This is a genomic window from Bradyrhizobium ganzhouense, assembly GCF_049949285.1.
Lineage (GTDB): Bacteria > Pseudomonadota > Alphaproteobacteria > Rhizobiales > Xanthobacteraceae > Bradyrhizobium > Bradyrhizobium ganzhouense.
Window position 1 is genome coordinate 6,089,418 of record NZ_CP181318.1, and the last position, 13,453, is coordinate 6,102,870.

The window sequence follows — 13,453 nt, forward strand, 5'->3', positions numbered from 1 at the left end:
AAAGCGCAGTCCGCTGGCGTAACCCACCACTTCAGCTTCCGCAGGGGCAAACAGTGGTGGGTTACGCCTGCGGCTAACCCACCCTACATTCCTGAACGCCGATCTAAGGCGCCACCAACAATCGGCTTTCGCGATCCCACCGCCAGAGTCGTTCATTGGTCAGTTCAGTACCGCCCCACCAGCGTTTGATCGGGTTGTGACGCCACATATCATCTTCTCGGGCGACAAGGGAACGTCCGAGTTCAGTGAGCGTGACCTTCCACTCGCTCCTGCCGAAGTAGCGGTCATCATTGTTGAACGACGGATCGCCCAACAGAACGGGCGGTGCCGGATGCTCCGCCAATTCGATCAAGGCATCTTGCGCGTCGCCTCCGTCGAACACATCGCGATACCACCTCGCTTCGGAGATGTATCTCGGGTCGGTGTGCCCTTCATTCACACAGCCCAGCATATCCATTTCGCTGGCACCGAGCCCCGTCACACTGTCCGGAAGCTCCTCAAGCACGGCAATCAGCGCCGATCGAAGTCTCGGCAGGATCATGAGATCCGTCATCAGCAGATCGAAACAGGATTCTGGCGTTTCAGCCCGATAGGCTCGCCAGGCGCGGCTTGCCGTCACCAGGTGATTGTCGGTTACCTTGAAGGACGGCAGCTTCCACTTTGCGACAGACTCCGGCGCATAGTTTTCAACATTGTCATCTGTATGCACCAGACTCAGCTTCGTCGTGATCTCCTTGTACGGGCGAAGAAGGTCGAGCAGCCAGACAAGGACGAGCTGATCGTTGGGCAGAGGATCGACCCATATGTCGATTGAGTCGAACTTCGTACACAGCTCGAAGAAGCCGATATCGCGCGTGCCGAAGCCTTCCAGCGAGCCACGACAAGCATCGTCAAGCCAGTGATCGCCAGGATTGCAGTGCTTGGCCGATCGCCGCTCCAGCCCCATCAAAAGCTGTTGCTCGGAAGGCAATTTTCTCCAGACGAAGCGGGGGTAGAAAGCCAGCACGACGTTCGCGAGGCGCGACTGCCGAAGTACGCCTTCCGCAAGATCATTCGTGGCTAAAATCAAATGGGACACGATTGCCTCTCAGAATCAATACGCAGTACAGGAAAACATTGGGCAATGCGCTCCACTAGGCCGGCGCGACCAACAATCCGGTTTCGCGATCCCATCGCCAGAGCCGCTCGTTGGTCAGGTGAGCGCCGCCCCACCAGCGGTGGATCGGATTATCGCGGCGGAAATCCTCTTCCCCCGCCAACACCGCCCTTCCGAGTTCAGTAAGCGACAGGCGAGACTGCTTGTACCGTGCGTAACGGAGATCATCGTTGTGCATGTCGAGCGAGAACGGCCCCTCCTCCAGCCCGTATACAGCAGGCATGGGACACCGCGCCAATCCATCAAGGAGCGCCCCGACTTCCCAGTAGTCGAAAACGCGACGCTCGTTGCGCTTCCGGTCGCCCGGAAAGACCTCGAACGGTGGCACCTCGCCCGGCACGACTAGCTGGAGGATACGCGCCTCCGTCGCTCCAAGGCCCGTTGTGACACTCGGAAGTTCGTCGAGAAGTTCCACAGCACACCGCTCAAGCTGCGGAAGCAAACTCAAATCCGTCTTGAGGAGGTCGAACCAAGCCTGCGGCGTCGGCGCGTGATAGGCTCGCCACGCACGACCAGCCAGTTCAAGGTGGTCTTGCGTGGGCTTGACGATCGGTGGGTTCAGCTTCGCAAGTTGCTCTGGTTCGGTAGCACCAATTGCGACGTCCAGCTGACGCATCACGAGCTTGGACAGCGCCACCTCTTCACGATTCCAATGATCAAGTAGCCAGAGCAGGAGCAATTGTGCGTTCGGCTCTGGCCTGATCCACAATTCGGCCGAGGTACACTCAGACAGCAGTTCGATCAGTCCTCGATCCTTTGCGCCCGATTCATCGAGACGCCAGGACGGCGTATCGTCGAGCCAATGAAGACCATGTGGCTGCGTTGTACGCGGCGCAAAGAACGCTTCGAGCTCCGCCTCGGACGGCAATTGTCCCCAAACCAGCCGGCGCTCGATCGCAATCACGAGATCGGCAAGGCCTGCCTGTTGAATGGCGCCGGCAGTGGACGAGTCTGTCGTGACACTGAGCCGCGTCATGCTCACAGCCTCAGGGTTTCGTTAAAACAGGGCCGTAGCGCCACAGCCGGTCGTTGGTCAGATGCGTGCCACCCCACCAGCGATCGATCGGATTGTAGCGGCTGAAATCTTCCCGATGCGCCAGGACAGCTCGACCGAACTCCGTCAGCGACAGGCGGCTGCGAAGATAAACTTCGTGCCGGGCTCGGAGATTGCCAAGATCGATGATGCGTAATTCGTCGCCCAGCCCTGCCACAGCCGGCTTGGGACCGAGGGCGAGGCCTTCGAACAAATATCCCAGTTCAATCTCACCCCACACGTAAGTGCTCCGTAGCGACCGCAAATGGAACAACGCATTTGTGTTCGCATACCAGGCAAGCATCTCCAGAAATCGCATCTCGGTCGCACCGAGCCCTGTCAATGGAGACGGAAGTTCCGCCAGAAGCTCGAGCAAAGCCGGCCGCAGCATCAGCAAGGCACTCAGATCGCGGTGAAGCAGATCGATGCAGGCCTCCGGGGTCGGCGCGCGGTAGGCCGACCACGCCAATTTGGAAATCTCGAACTCTTCCGCGCCGACATCCGCGACGGGAATATGCGGCTCGGCCTTAGCGAAATCATAATCGGGACTGAACATTAGATCGGAGTCCAGCAATCGCAGCGCGAGCTTCTGCGCCAGCGCGGGACAGTTACCGAGGTGATCGAGCAACCAGACGAGTTGCAGTTGGTCTCGGGCAGTCGCGGCGAACCAGAGTTCGATCGTGTCGTACGGCTCGCAAAATTCGACCAGCGACAATTCGCGACCCTTGGCGCCCCGCGGCCAGCGGACCCAATCCGACCAGTGATCGGCCGGGCCAAGATCCGTCGTGTAGGCAGCAAAATAAGCCGAGAGTTTTTCCGCCCGCGGGAGCGCCCCCCAAGCAAACTGAAAATGGAATGGTATGACGATCTCGGCCAAACCCGATCGAGCAAGCCCACTCCCGCCGCCCCAGCCAGTCAAGATCAGACGCTTCATCACACCACCTGATCAACGAAACGCAAAACGAAACGGGCGCTGATGACGTCGGCAACTCAACGTCTTCAGCGCCCGCTCCTCGCGAAAGATCTTCGCGTAAAGGCTTACTCGTCCGCCGGCTCCTCGCCGTCGGCGTCGCGCTCGGGGCTGCCGGCGAGGATCTGCTCGGCGATCAGGCCGGAGTTCTGGCGAATCGCGGTCTCGATCTTGGCGGTGATGTCGGGGTTGGCCTTCAGGAACGCCTTCGAATTCTCGCGGCCCTGGCCGAGGCGCTGGCTGTCATAGGAGAACCAGGCGCCGGACTTCTCCACGATGCCGGCCTTGACGCCGAGATCGAGGATCTCGCCCATCTTGGAGACGCCTTCGCCGTACATGATGTCGAACTCGACCTGCTTGAAGGGCGGCGCCAGCTTGTTCTTCACCACCTTGACGCGCGTGGTGTTGCCGACGACTTCGTCGCGCTCCTTGATCGCGCCGATGCGGCGGATGTCGAGGCGGACGGAGGCATAGAATTTCAGCGCGTTGCCGCCGGTGGTGGTTTCAGGCGAGCCGTACATCACACCGATCTTCATCCGGATCTGGTTGATGAAGATCACCATGGTGTTGGACTTGTTGATGGAGGCCGTGAGCTTGCGCAGCGCCTGGCTCATCAGACGGGCCTGCAGACCCGGCAGCGCATCGCCCATCTCGCCCTCGAGCTCGGCCTTCGGCACCAGCGCCGCGACCGAATCGACCACCAGAACGTCCACCGCACCGGAGCGCACCAGCGTGTCGCAGATTTCCAGCGCCTGCTCGCCGGTGTCGGGCTGGGAGATCAGCAGCTCGTCGATATTGACGCCCAGCTTGCGGGCATAGACCGGGTCGAGCGCGTGCTCGGCGTCGATGAAGGCGCAGATCCCGCCCTTCTTCTGGGCTTCCGACACCGTGTGCAGCGCCAGCGTGGTTTTTCCTGAGGATTCCGGCCCGTAGATTTCCACGACGCGCCCCTTGGGCAGGCCGCCAATCCCGAGCGCAATATCAAGTCCAAGCGAGCCGGAGGACACCGCCTCGACATCCATCGAGCGGTCGTTCTTGCCGAGCTTCATCACCGAGCCCTTGCCGAACTGGCGCTCGATCTGGGAGAGCGCGGCAGCCAGAGCTTTACTCTTGTCCATGGAAGATCCTTCGACGATACGCAGGGCAGTGGTGGACATTGGGTCGTGCTCCTTATGGCGAGGATTCGGGTGCGGGACAAACGATTGGCGCGGCGGGTCGTCGATAAAGATACCGTACACCATTTGTTCCAAGTTCGCAATATGTTCTTTTGGACTGACGGCGCTGGCCGTATTTAACCCCCAGTGTCCTAAGTTGAATTTTGAAATGTCCTAATTTGTTCTAGACCGGACACAACCTGTTAATGCACTCTTTGGATTAGCCCGCTCTGGGTGCAGCGAATAAGGGGCGTGGCGTTCCACTAGAAGAACGCCCTAACTAATTAAGTAACGGGCGCAGGGCCTTTTTTGCCTAGGTATTCTTACGAATGATGGCAGTCACATTCAGCAGAACCCAATCAAATAAGATGGTTCCGCGAATCAACCAGCTTGGGGGCTGCCACTATGTTGCGCCATCGAACTCCAGTTCTAAACGATGCTCCATCCATCGCCTTTAGCCTTAGCGATGACGAGTGCGTTCAAAGGCTGGCCCTGCTCATTGAGCACCGAGACAACAAAAACCTTGATGAAATCGTCACTCTGATCGCCCGCTTAGCGGTCCCGATAGAGGGTTGAAATTTTTTCAGTTTCCCAGAGAGGCCGCCTCAGTTGGCGGCCTCTTTCATTTCAGATGATGCTTTCCGAATTAGGACAGCACCGACTGGGCCCAAAATATTCGGCGACCGGTGTCTTGGTCCGTCGCTGCGGGCGCTAATTGACGGGCACTAATTAAAAAGGGCCCCGGCGTCGCTTGCATGCGCCAAGGCCCCCATTCCCGACCAGTCCACGCGCGATACAGGACCAGCAGATCAAGGATGAGCCCAAGATCTGACAGGCGTATTACGGCCCTGTCCTGATTTGTTTCTGTGGGTGTCCGAATTGGGCGGAGGCCGGCCGCTTCGCATTCCCCAGAATCAGCAGCGCCAGAGGGGCCAGAGGACCGACAGCAGCCGCGATCCAAAGCCATTTTCCGGAGGGCCTGTTGCGCTCGCGCGCCATCGCGCGCCTGCGAGGGGGATTAATCCAATCGAGATGATGACGAACAGCCAAAAGCCCATAGCCATCTCCGCTCTGACGCGGCAGGATAGCATGAAGGCAATTGGCGCCCCTGCCCTCCGCAAAATGTGAGGCAGGCTTCTTCTTCGAAGATGACGCGCATCAAAGACGCGCCGTCATCATTCCGCAATCCTGTGGCACCGAACCTTTCCGCGGCTGCCGACTTGAAACGTTGCCGCCACAATGGGGATTGGATCATGACGGAAAATGCGCAGCCCGATGCTTTCAGGCGCAACTCTCTGCTCGAGACGGCGCTCGAGGAGATGCTGAAGTTCGAGCGCAAGGAATCCGAGTTCCGCAAGAAGGACCGCGCGGAGCGTGCCGCCGATCTCCGCCTGCCGCTGGACGAGATCAAGGTGCACTAGGAAACACCAGGCAAAACAGGCTGTTGCCTACTGTGCATAGGGTTGTTTCGCAAGTTTGCTGGCGGCACGCAGCGTCAGGGCTGTCGTTACATCAGCGCCAGCAGCACGATGCCGATGACCAACACCACGAAGCCAGCCGCCGTCGCGGCGGCGAATGACCGCTCTACCTTGTCCATGATGCCACCCCGCTAGCAGCGCGCCACGTTTCCCCCATGGCTTCGCCGTGCCCGCAAAGTGTCGCCAACAGATGTGTCTGAAGTTGTGCGGGGGGATGTCTGAATTGGGACGTGAGAGCGGCTCTAAACCTGGCTGCAAGCTCCGCACAAGCTTGCGTAAGACACCTGTAAGCCGAATGATCTAGCGTCGCCCTGCCCGGTGGACCAACACCGGGCCTCCATACCCAGTCGACCCCGCTCTGCCCTGAGCGGGGTTTTCTGTTTCCGGCGACCAGATGCGCTGCCGACTCATGGAATTCGACTCTCGGAATTCGACTTGATATCCGTTCCGGTCTGTCAGGCTGTCGTAAGCTGAACGGGCTACCGTTGTCTGGCTATGGTGTTGCAGCCCAGCACCTCAGCCTCCAATAACCTCCTACCCCGCCCGGCTCTCCCCTGGCGGGGTTTTTTCTTGCGCGCGCGACCTAACAGCAATTTTTGCTTGTCGATGGAATATTGCGAGACCCAACATGTTACCCGACATGGCAAAGTGAATCGTGGAGGTGACCATGAATCACAGGGGCGTTGAGTTCACGGTTGCAAAGACGGCGATCCCGGGCGTCTGGCAATGGCAGTTCCGGATCGGCGACGAGACCAAGACCGGCAAGACCGAGACGAAGATCGACCTGCTGGCGATTCGTCGCGTGCAGCTGCGTATCGATCGGGAGCTGAAGGCCATCGGCCGCAAGACGGCCTGAGCCGGCGGATTGAGAGGCCGGAGTTTGAGCGGCCGGACCAAGGTTAGTCGGCGCTGGGCAGTCGCCGCATGGTGAACTCGATGTCGCCGCCGGGCAATTCGCGCCAGTTCTCGACTTCGCTCATATAGCCCGCCTTCGGATAGCGCGCGAAGAACGCCTGCGCCTTGGCCCGTGCGGCCGCGCGCGGCAGGGTAAAACTTTCGCGCAGATAGCCGTCACCGGCCTTGCTGCCCGCCCCAGTGGTGGCCGGCTTCCGCCGGCGCGCCATCCGCTCGGCGAGGTCCCGCGGGCGATCCGCCATATCCTGCCTCCTCAACGCAACACTGCGAGGGAATGTAGGATCAGGGCCTGCCTCAGGGGAGTCCCGAAAGGAGGCGTCGCCCGCCTCCGCGGCCGCCCACGGTCAATTGGCGGCCGTACCGGCCTTGGTCTTCTTGGGCGCGCCAGTGGCGGCTGCGGCCTTCGGCGCGGGCTGCTTCGGCGTGTCGGCGCGCATGCCGCCCCAGGGATCGCTGGCCGACTTGGCGTCCGGAATCTTCTTCAACGTGTCCTTGTAGGCCTTGTCGCGCGCGGCATCCGCGGCCTTCTCGTCGTCGGTCTTGGAGGGGCCGTCCGCCATCAGATTGATATGGGGCGCCCCATCCTGCGCGAAGGCCGGTCCAGCCACCAGCGCCAGCACCGCCGCCATACGGAAAAGCTTCATTATTCACTCCTTGATCATCGATAGAGGGGCGGATGCCGCACCCTGACCTTGTTCACGGCTCCGAGCGCCGTTTCAATCCGCTAGAGCCGGTCTGATCTGCACGATTTCGGCCCGTGGAGCCAGTCGTCCCAGATCGGGCCGCACCTGGTGCAACCGTTCAGCGCCAGACCAAGCGCGGCCAGGCAAATCACAAGGACACATCGACGCAACATCGTCCACCCGCTCCCAAGCGTGCCATCATATCGGGCGAAGTCGGGCATTTTCAAGCCGACGACCCCGGTGACTTTGCCGCGCCCGAGCGGGCAAAATGAGCGAAACATCCGGCAACACAGGAGGGAACAACAGCCATGCCACCGCAGCCAGACGCCGAGTTCGGCATCACCGAGGCCAGACGCATTCTCGGCGAGGTCTTTGCGCCCTGGGTCCAGGATCTCAACCTCTCCGTCGAGCGCATCGAGCACACCCCACCTGCCGACGCGCCGGACTGGCAGCCGGGCGCGCTGCTCCGCATGCCGTTCTCGGAGCGGCTGTGCCGCAACGGCGGCGTGGTCTGCGGCCAGGCGCTGATGGCGCTCGCCGACACGGCGATGGTGATCGCGAACCTTGCCGCCAATCGCGGCTATCGTCCGATGACGACGGTGGACCAGACCACGCACTTCATGCGCGCGGTCTCCCCGTCCGATGTGCTGGCAGACGCCCGCGTGGTGCGGCTCGGACGCACCATGAGCTTCGGCCGCGTCACCCTGCTGTCCGCCACCGACAACAAGCAGGTGGCGATGGTGTCTAGCGCGTTCGCGATGCTGCCGGGCTGAGCATCATCCGAAAAGAAGAGAGCCGCGTGAGCGCAAAACGCACCGCGTCTCTCGATGACGATCGTAACGAAGCAAGAGACGGAAGCGCAATGCAATCACGCTCCCGTCGCGACGCTTGCAAGATTACTTGCCGAGCACCTCGTCGGCGGCGGTGACGATGCTGACGTTCGGATTGGTGCCGCAATAGGTGCCGAACTTCTTGGCGTTCTCGACGAACACGTCGGTGTCGATGATCGCGTTGTCCTCGTCGCCCTTGTACCAGCCGTCCATCCAGGTCAGCACCATCTTGATGGTGTCGTCGCCGCTCTCGAGGAACTGCTTGCAGCTCATGGTCGCGAGATCGAGCTTGGTGGCGTGGGCGGGCATGGACGACAGCGAGAGCGCTGCGGCGAACAGAAGCGAAAGCGTGGTCTTCATAGGAATCTCCATCGGCGCGTAACGCCATAAAGGAAAGGCATGCGGGATAAACTCGGCGGGAAGTAACTCGTCGCTTCAACGTCGTAAACGAAGTCTGAAGCGCTGTGCAAGTAGCGTCAGTATTGAATTTAGATCAACGCAATTTCTATGCACTATTTCACAATCGTCATTACGGATTAACGCGGATGATCGAGAAGCGTGCGGCGCAACGTTACCGGGTTTTCAAGGGTGGCACGATCACCTTTGAAAACAGCGGTATCGCATGCACCGTACGAAACATGTCTGACAGCGGCGCCGCGATCGATCTCGAAAACCCTGTCATATTGCCGCAATCGTTCACGTTGTCGATTTCACGCGACAATTTCGTGCGGAATTGCCGCGCCGTGTGGCGCAACGACAAGCGCATCGGCCTCGCCTTCGTGCAATAGCGCGCACGATGTGAATGACTGTTCGCATCACATGCACGCAAACATCATGTCGACCTGATACGACGACGTCGGCGACGCCAGCGCAGCATAGCGATCACCAACGCGACAATCGCGAGCGCGAGCGCCGACGACGCCGCAAAAAATCGTCCGCCGGGGCGATCGATCGTGCGCGACCACAATGACGGCGCTTCGCCCGGGCGTGCGAGACGAAACGCGACGAGGCTGTCGCCAATCGAGGTGCCGGCTTCGGAATGACCGCCGGCGCCGATCGCAACATATTGCTCGCCCTTCCAGATATAGGTCATGGGATTGGCAACGCCGGGCACCGGCAGCCGCCCCTGCCACAGCTCTCGTCCGCTTCGCGCATCGAAAGCACGCAAGTAAGCATCCATTGCGCCGGTGAAGACGACACCGCCTGCGGTCACCGCGAGCCCGTTCACCAGCGGCGCGCCAAAGGGCAGCGGAACGCCGAGCGGCGCGACATCCTCGGTGGTGCCGACGGTCGAACGCCAGAGGATCTTGCCGGCCTTGAGATCGACCGCGACCATTTCGCCCCAGGGCGGCTTGTTGCAGAGCAGGCCGAGCGGCGACATCACCACCGAACGCGACATCGCATAGGGCGCGCCTTTTTGCTGGCCGAAATCATGACCGGGCGGCGGATTGAATCCGGCCGCCTCCGCGCGCGGGATCAGCCTGATGAGATGAACGGCGCGGCTGGTGTTGGCATAGAGGATCTGGTTGACGGGATCGAACGCCGCACTGCCCCAGTTCACTCCGCCGCCGGTGAAGGGAAACACCAGCGTGCCTTGCGTTGAAGGCGGCGTGAAGAGACCTTCGTTGCGCGCTTCTGCGAACTGGCGTTCACAGGACGAGCGGCGCAGGCCGGGCAACAGCGAGAGTGCATCGTCGGTCGAGATCGTCTGCGACGTCAGCGCCGGCACATGTGTCGGGAACGGCTGCGTCGGCGAAAGTCGTTCACCCTCGGCGCCGCCTTGCGGCACCGTGCGCTCCTCGACCGGCCACACCGGCTTGCCGGTGTCGCGGTCGAGCACGAAGACGAAACCTTGCTTGGTCGGCTGGATGACGACATCGCGCGAGCCCTCACGCGTGTCGATGCGCGCGAGCGTCGGCTGCGCCGGCAGATCGTAGTCCCAGACGTCGTGATGCACGGTCTGAAATGCCCACACAAGTTCGCCGGTCTCGATGCGCAGCGCGACAACCGAATTGGCATGCTCGTTATTGCCGGGCCGCTTGCCGCCCCAGAAATCCGGCGACGGCGAAGACGTCGGCAGGAATACGAGCCCACGCGCTGCATCGACCGACATTGCCGCCCAGACATTGGCATGGCCGGCCTCGATGCCGTCGCGCTTGAGCGGCTCGAAGGTCCAGCGCGGCTCACCACTGCGCGCGTCGAACGCGCGCACCACGCCGCTCGGCGCATCGACGCGGCGGTTGTCGCCGATCGAGGAGCCGACCACAACAACCCCGCGGCCGACCGCCGGTGGCGATGTGATCTGGAATTCGCCGGGCCACTCCAGCGGCATGCCGATATCGAGCTTGATCTCGCCGCCCTTGCCGAAATCCGCACAGGGAAGACCTGTCTTGGCATCGAGTGCGATCAGGCGAACATCGTTCGTTCCCATGAAGATGCGCGATCGGCAGGCGACACCTTCAGGCGCAGTGTCGTCAACCCAGTGGGTGACGCCACGGCAGACATAGCGATTGGCTGGACGCTGGTTGATGGCGATCTTCGGATCGTAGCGCCATTTTTGCGCTCCCGTGCCCGGATCGAGTGCGATCACCTCGTTGAAGGGCGAGCAGAAGATCAGGCTGTCCTCGACGAACAGCGGTGTCGCCTCGAACTTGGTTCGCCGCATCACCTCAGGCGGACGCGCGGTAACATCGCCGGTGTGAAATTCGAAAGCGCGGACGAGTTGGCCGACATTGTCGGACGTGATCTCGTGCAATGGCGAGAAGCGTGAACCGCCGGGATCGCCACCCCAGCTCTCCCAGGCGATGCCCGGCCGCGCCACAAGCAAAACGACGAGGCCAACCAGATATCGCAGCCGGCCCGCCACCACGCGCCTCGTGCTATTTCGGCTTCTTGGCGGGTTCGCTCGGACGCGCCCCGCCCCACGGATCATACTTTTCCTTAGGGTCCGGAATGCGATCGAGCGCGGCCTTGTAGGCCTTCTCGTCGACCTTGGGCTTGTTATCCGCCTTCTGGCCGCTATCCTGCTGGTGGCGCCGGCCGCCGCCCATCTGCGCCTGCGCGGAAGCAACCGTCAGTGCCAGCACCGAAGCCGCTATGACCAAAATTCTCATTGGTGCATTCCCCTTTATCCGGGGTACAAACTAGCCCGCAATCCCGTAATAGCCAATGTGGCGGGTTCTACCCCTTCAGCAAATGTTGATCGGCCGGGACTTCGTCCCGTCGAATTCCGGCCTATTTGTTAGCCCGCAGGGGACCTTCATGAATGTTGCGGATTGTTGCTCATGTGGCGCTGCTCGCCGGCGCGTTCGCGCTCGGCGCGTGCGGCTTTGCCGACAGCCGCGCGCCCGTGCCCGACTTCATGCGCCTCAAGGAAGCCGACCAGCCGCCGCCCGAACCGCCGCCTGATGTCAAGCGCGTGGTCCGTGAGCAGATCGACGTCGTCTTCCTCAACACCTCCTATCCGCGCGAGGTGCAAGTCGCCCTGCCCCATCACGAGGTCCGCGGAACGGGCTGGACTGCCTGTGTCCGCGCGCAACTCACCTCAGCCACCGGCTCGGCGCTTGGCACCCAGACCTACATCGTGACGATCAACGGCGGAAAGGTCATCGACAGGCGGCGCGCGGAAGCCGATGACATCTGCGGGTCAGAAGCCTACGAGCCGATCTAGCGATCGATCGCAACGCACGACGATAGGTTCCGGGAAAAACATGTAATTTTTCCGGAACGATCGTCGCCTCCCATTCTTGTTACCGCCAAGGGCAGTTTCGGAGGAAGACAGGATGAGGACGTTCACGATTGCACTGCTGGCCGGTGTCGGGGCTCTCGCTGCGGCGAGCGGCGCGAAGGCTGCGGATTTCTACACGACCAGCGAATACACCAGCCCCGATCTCATTCAGGAGGTCCGGCTGGTCTGCGATGACGCCGGCAATTGCTATCGCACCCGCGGCGGCGCGCGCGTGATCGTGCGCGACTCCTATGATGCCATGCCGCACGAGCGCTATTACGAGCGCCGCACCTATCGCGATCACGACTGGGATGATGGTCCGCGCGGCGGTGTCGGCATTCGCGCGCCCGGCGTCAGCGTGGGCGTCGGTGTCGGCGGCGACCGCTGGTAGGCACCACAGCATGACCGAAAGGACCGGACGAGATCACTCGTCCGGTCCTGTCTGCGTCAGGACTCGAGCGGATGAACCGGCGCAGCGACGCGCGTCGATGATGGCAGCTGCGCGATGAAGCGGGCCAGCACCATGCCGGCGCACATCGCGGCAACGAAGATGACGGCTGAGGTCGAGCCGAAGCCGAGCGCGGTCAACGCCGGTCCCGGACAGAAACCGGCCAATCCCCAGCCGATGCCAAAGATCGCGGGCCCAACGATGATCTTGGGATCGATGTCGCGGCGCGTCGGCAGGTAGAAGCGTTCGGCGAAGACGGGACGTGCAAGCTTCAGGACATGCCTGAAGCCGACGAAGGTCACGGCGACCGCGCCGGCCATCACGAAGGCGAGGCTCGCGTCCCATGTCCCCGCCGGGATGCCGCCGAGGTCGAGGAAGTTCAGCACCTTTGCCGGATTTGACATGCCGGAGACAATCAGCCCGAGGCCGAACAGCAAGCCGATCGCGAATTGAACTAGAATGGTCATTGCCGTCAGCTCCAGTGCCGGATCACGAAGACTGTGGCTGCGCCCGCCGTCATGAAGGTGATGGTCGCGACCAGCGAGCGCACCGACAATCGCGACAGACCGCTGACGCCATGACCTGAGGTACAGCCGCTGCCCCACACCGCGCCGAAGCCGGTGAGCAGCCCTGCGACAATCAGCACCGGCGTTCCCGCGGCGATCGTCTGCGCCGGCAGGCTTCCGGTCACGAGCCGCACCAGCACGGGCGCGGCAATGAGGCCGGCGACGAAGGTGAGGCGGCCGGCAAATTCGCCGTCCTCGTAAGGCGGAAACAAACGTGCCGCGATACCGCTGATGCCGGCGATCCGTCCCGTCGCCCACATCAGGAGCACGGCGGACAGGCCGATCAATGCACCGCCGAGGAGCGAGGCAATCGGCGTGAAAGGCGTGGTGACCATTTGATCCTCCGGATCGAGAGCTCAGCATCCCGCCAAGGGTGGGCCTGATGCTCAATGAGACGTTAACAATACCACTCGAATTGAAGCGGCGTCCCAACGGGATTTTCCAATCTTTGCGCTAAGCATGACCGTGTAACGCCGGGCTTCTGCCCGCGTGA

Annotated in this window: 17 protein-coding genes; 6 read left to right on the forward strand and 11 right to left on the reverse strand. The window is 61.7% G+C overall.

Features of this window, described 5'->3' with window-relative positions:
• Window positions 1-103: 103 nt before the first annotated feature.
• The 4 genes from ACLFLU_RS28170 to recA form a co-directional block, all read right to left on the reverse strand.
• Window positions 104-1,078, reverse strand: a complete 975-nt coding sequence (locus tag ACLFLU_RS28170; protein ID WP_426408018.1) for a hypothetical protein — start codon at window positions 1,076-1,078, stop codon at window positions 104-106.
• Window positions 1,079-1,133: 55 nt separating this feature from the next.
• The gene (locus ACLFLU_RS28175; RefSeq protein ID WP_426408019.1) at window positions 1,134-2,132 is read right to left on the reverse strand and encodes a hypothetical protein; all 999 of its coding nucleotides are present in this window, start codon (window positions 2,130-2,132) and stop codon (window positions 1,134-1,136) included.
• Between the two features lie 10 nt (window positions 2,133-2,142).
• Entirely contained in the window at window positions 2,143-3,123 is a 981-nt protein-coding gene (locus ACLFLU_RS28180; RefSeq protein WP_426408020.1) for a hypothetical protein, read from the reverse strand.
• Window positions 3,124-3,227: 104 nt separating this feature from the next.
• On the reverse strand, window positions 3,228-4,316 hold the full coding sequence (gene recA / locus ACLFLU_RS28185; protein WP_426408021.1) for a recombinase RecA: 1,089 nt from the start codon (window positions 4,314-4,316) through the stop codon (window positions 3,228-3,230).
• A 1,250-nt stretch (window positions 4,317-5,566) separates the two neighbouring features.
• Between recA and ACLFLU_RS28190 the strand changes: the two genes are divergently transcribed.
• Window positions 5,567-5,734 (forward strand): hypothetical protein, encoded by a 168-nt coding sequence (locus ACLFLU_RS28190; RefSeq protein WP_426408022.1) that lies wholly within the window; start codon window positions 5,567-5,569, stop codon window positions 5,732-5,734.
• 724 nt (window positions 5,735-6,458) lie between these two features.
• Entirely contained in the window at window positions 6,459-6,647 is a 189-nt protein-coding gene (locus ACLFLU_RS28195; RefSeq protein ID WP_148751438.1) for a hypothetical protein, read from the forward strand.
• A 43-nt stretch (window positions 6,648-6,690) separates the two neighbouring features.
• Here the strand turns inward: ACLFLU_RS28195 and ACLFLU_RS28200 are convergent, their stop codons facing one another.
• Both ACLFLU_RS28200 and ACLFLU_RS28205 read right to left on the reverse strand, forming a co-directional pair.
• On the reverse strand, window positions 6,691-6,948 hold the full coding sequence (locus ACLFLU_RS28200; RefSeq protein WP_426408023.1) for a hypothetical protein: 258 nt from the start codon (window positions 6,946-6,948) through the stop codon (window positions 6,691-6,693).
• Between the two features lie 102 nt (window positions 6,949-7,050).
• Window positions 7,051-7,350, reverse strand: a complete 300-nt coding sequence (locus ACLFLU_RS28205) for a hypothetical protein (protein ID WP_426408024.1) — start codon at window positions 7,348-7,350, stop codon at window positions 7,051-7,053.
• A 347-nt stretch (window positions 7,351-7,697) separates the two neighbouring features.
• Between ACLFLU_RS28205 and ACLFLU_RS28210 the strand changes: the two genes are divergently transcribed.
• Window positions 7,698-8,162 (forward strand): PaaI family thioesterase, encoded by a 465-nt coding sequence (locus ACLFLU_RS28210; RefSeq protein WP_426408025.1) that lies wholly within the window; start codon window positions 7,698-7,700, stop codon window positions 8,160-8,162.
• Window positions 8,163-8,285: 123 nt separating this feature from the next.
• Here the strand turns inward: ACLFLU_RS28210 and ACLFLU_RS28215 are convergent, their stop codons facing one another.
• Entirely contained in the window at window positions 8,286-8,579 is a 294-nt protein-coding gene (locus ACLFLU_RS28215; RefSeq protein ID WP_187436784.1) for an HdeA/HdeB family chaperone, read from the reverse strand.
• Window positions 8,580-8,764: 185 nt separating this feature from the next.
• Between ACLFLU_RS28215 and ACLFLU_RS28220 the strand changes: the two genes are divergently transcribed.
• Window positions 8,765-9,007 carry a PilZ domain-containing protein gene (locus ACLFLU_RS28220; protein ID WP_426408026.1) on the forward strand — a complete coding sequence of 81 codons (243 nt, stop codon included), beginning with the start codon at window positions 8,765-8,767 and terminating at the stop codon, window positions 9,005-9,007.
• A gap of 44 nt (window positions 9,008-9,051) precedes the next feature.
• Here the strand turns inward: ACLFLU_RS28220 and ACLFLU_RS28225 are convergent, their stop codons facing one another.
• Both ACLFLU_RS28225 and ACLFLU_RS28230 read right to left on the reverse strand, forming a co-directional pair.
• Entirely contained in the window at window positions 9,052-11,151 is a 2,100-nt protein-coding gene (locus tag ACLFLU_RS28225; protein WP_426408027.1) for a pyrroloquinoline quinone-dependent dehydrogenase, read from the reverse strand.
• A complete protein-coding gene (locus ACLFLU_RS28230; protein ID WP_426408028.1) occupies window positions 11,099-11,332 on the reverse strand; it encodes a hypothetical protein in 234 nt (77 codons plus the stop codon). The genes ACLFLU_RS28225 and ACLFLU_RS28230 overlap by 53 nt, the downstream gene beginning before the upstream one ends.
• 152 nt (window positions 11,333-11,484) lie before the next feature.
• Between ACLFLU_RS28230 and ACLFLU_RS28235 the strand changes: the two genes are divergently transcribed.
• Window positions 11,485-11,889: a hypothetical protein gene (locus ACLFLU_RS28235; RefSeq protein ID WP_426408029.1), complete on the forward strand. Its 405-nt coding sequence runs from the start codon at window positions 11,485-11,487 to the stop codon at window positions 11,887-11,889.
• A gap of 112 nt (window positions 11,890-12,001) precedes the next feature.
• On the forward strand, window positions 12,002-12,337 hold the full coding sequence (locus tag ACLFLU_RS28240) for a hypothetical protein (RefSeq protein WP_426408030.1): 336 nt from the start codon (window positions 12,002-12,004) through the stop codon (window positions 12,335-12,337).
• A 56-nt stretch (window positions 12,338-12,393) separates the two neighbouring features.
• Here ACLFLU_RS28240 and ACLFLU_RS28245 read toward each other — a convergent pair whose 3' ends face one another.
• Both ACLFLU_RS28245 and ACLFLU_RS28250 read right to left on the reverse strand, forming a co-directional pair.
• Window positions 12,394-12,861, reverse strand: coding sequence for a DUF6691 family protein (locus tag ACLFLU_RS28245; RefSeq protein ID WP_426408031.1), 468 nt, complete (start codon window positions 12,859-12,861; stop codon window positions 12,394-12,396).
• A gap of 5 nt (window positions 12,862-12,866) precedes the next feature.
• Window positions 12,867-13,295: a YeeE/YedE family protein gene (locus ACLFLU_RS28250; protein WP_426408032.1), complete on the reverse strand. Its 429-nt coding sequence runs from the start codon at window positions 13,293-13,295 to the stop codon at window positions 12,867-12,869.
• Between the last annotated feature and the right edge of the window lie 158 nt (window positions 13,296-13,453).

Coding starts and splice junctions, on each gene's coding strand:
- ACLFLU_RS28225 (WP_426408027.1), bottom strand. CDS start 11,151: ATGATCCGTGGGGCGGGGCGCGTCCGAGCGAACCCGCCAAGAAGCCGA.
- ACLFLU_RS28250 (WP_426408032.1), bottom strand. CDS start 13,295: ATGGTCACCACGCCTTTCACGCCGATTGCCTCGCTCCTCGGCGGTGCA.
- ACLFLU_RS28230 (WP_426408028.1), bottom strand. CDS start 11,332: ATGAGAATTTTGGTCATAGCGGCTTCGGTGCTGGCACTGACGGTTGCT.
- ACLFLU_RS28195 (WP_148751438.1), top strand. CDS start 6,459: ATGAATCACAGGGGCGTTGAGTTCACGGTTGCAAAGACGGCGATCCCG.
- ACLFLU_RS28215 (WP_187436784.1), bottom strand. CDS start 8,579: ATGAAGACCACGCTTTCGCTTCTGTTCGCCGCAGCGCTCTCGCTGTCG.
- recA (WP_426408021.1), bottom strand. CDS start 4,316: ATGTCCACCACTGCCCTGCGTATCGTCGAAGGATCTTCCATGGACAAG.
- ACLFLU_RS28205 (WP_426408024.1), bottom strand. CDS start 7,350: ATGAAGCTTTTCCGTATGGCGGCGGTGCTGGCGCTGGTGGCTGGACCG.
- ACLFLU_RS28175 (WP_426408019.1), bottom strand. CDS start 2,132: ATGACGCGGCTCAGTGTCACGACAGACTCGTCCACTGCCGGCGCCATT.
- ACLFLU_RS28200 (WP_426408023.1), bottom strand. CDS start 6,948: ATGGCGGATCGCCCGCGGGACCTCGCCGAGCGGATGGCGCGCCGGCGG.
- ACLFLU_RS28180 (WP_426408020.1), bottom strand. CDS start 3,123: ATGAAGCGTCTGATCTTGACTGGCTGGGGCGGCGGGAGTGGGCTTGCT.
- ACLFLU_RS28210 (WP_426408025.1), top strand. CDS start 7,698: ATGCCACCGCAGCCAGACGCCGAGTTCGGCATCACCGAGGCCAGACGC.
- ACLFLU_RS28240 (WP_426408030.1), top strand. CDS start 12,002: ATGAGGACGTTCACGATTGCACTGCTGGCCGGTGTCGGGGCTCTCGCT.
- ACLFLU_RS28220 (WP_426408026.1), top strand. CDS start 8,765: ATGATCGAGAAGCGTGCGGCGCAACGTTACCGGGTTTTCAAGGGTGGC.
- ACLFLU_RS28190 (WP_426408022.1), top strand. CDS start 5,567: ATGACGGAAAATGCGCAGCCCGATGCTTTCAGGCGCAACTCTCTGCTC.
- ACLFLU_RS28235 (WP_426408029.1), top strand. CDS start 11,485: ATGTTGCGGATTGTTGCTCATGTGGCGCTGCTCGCCGGCGCGTTCGCG.
- ACLFLU_RS28245 (WP_426408031.1), bottom strand. CDS start 12,861: ATGACCATTCTAGTTCAATTCGCGATCGGCTTGCTGTTCGGCCTCGGG.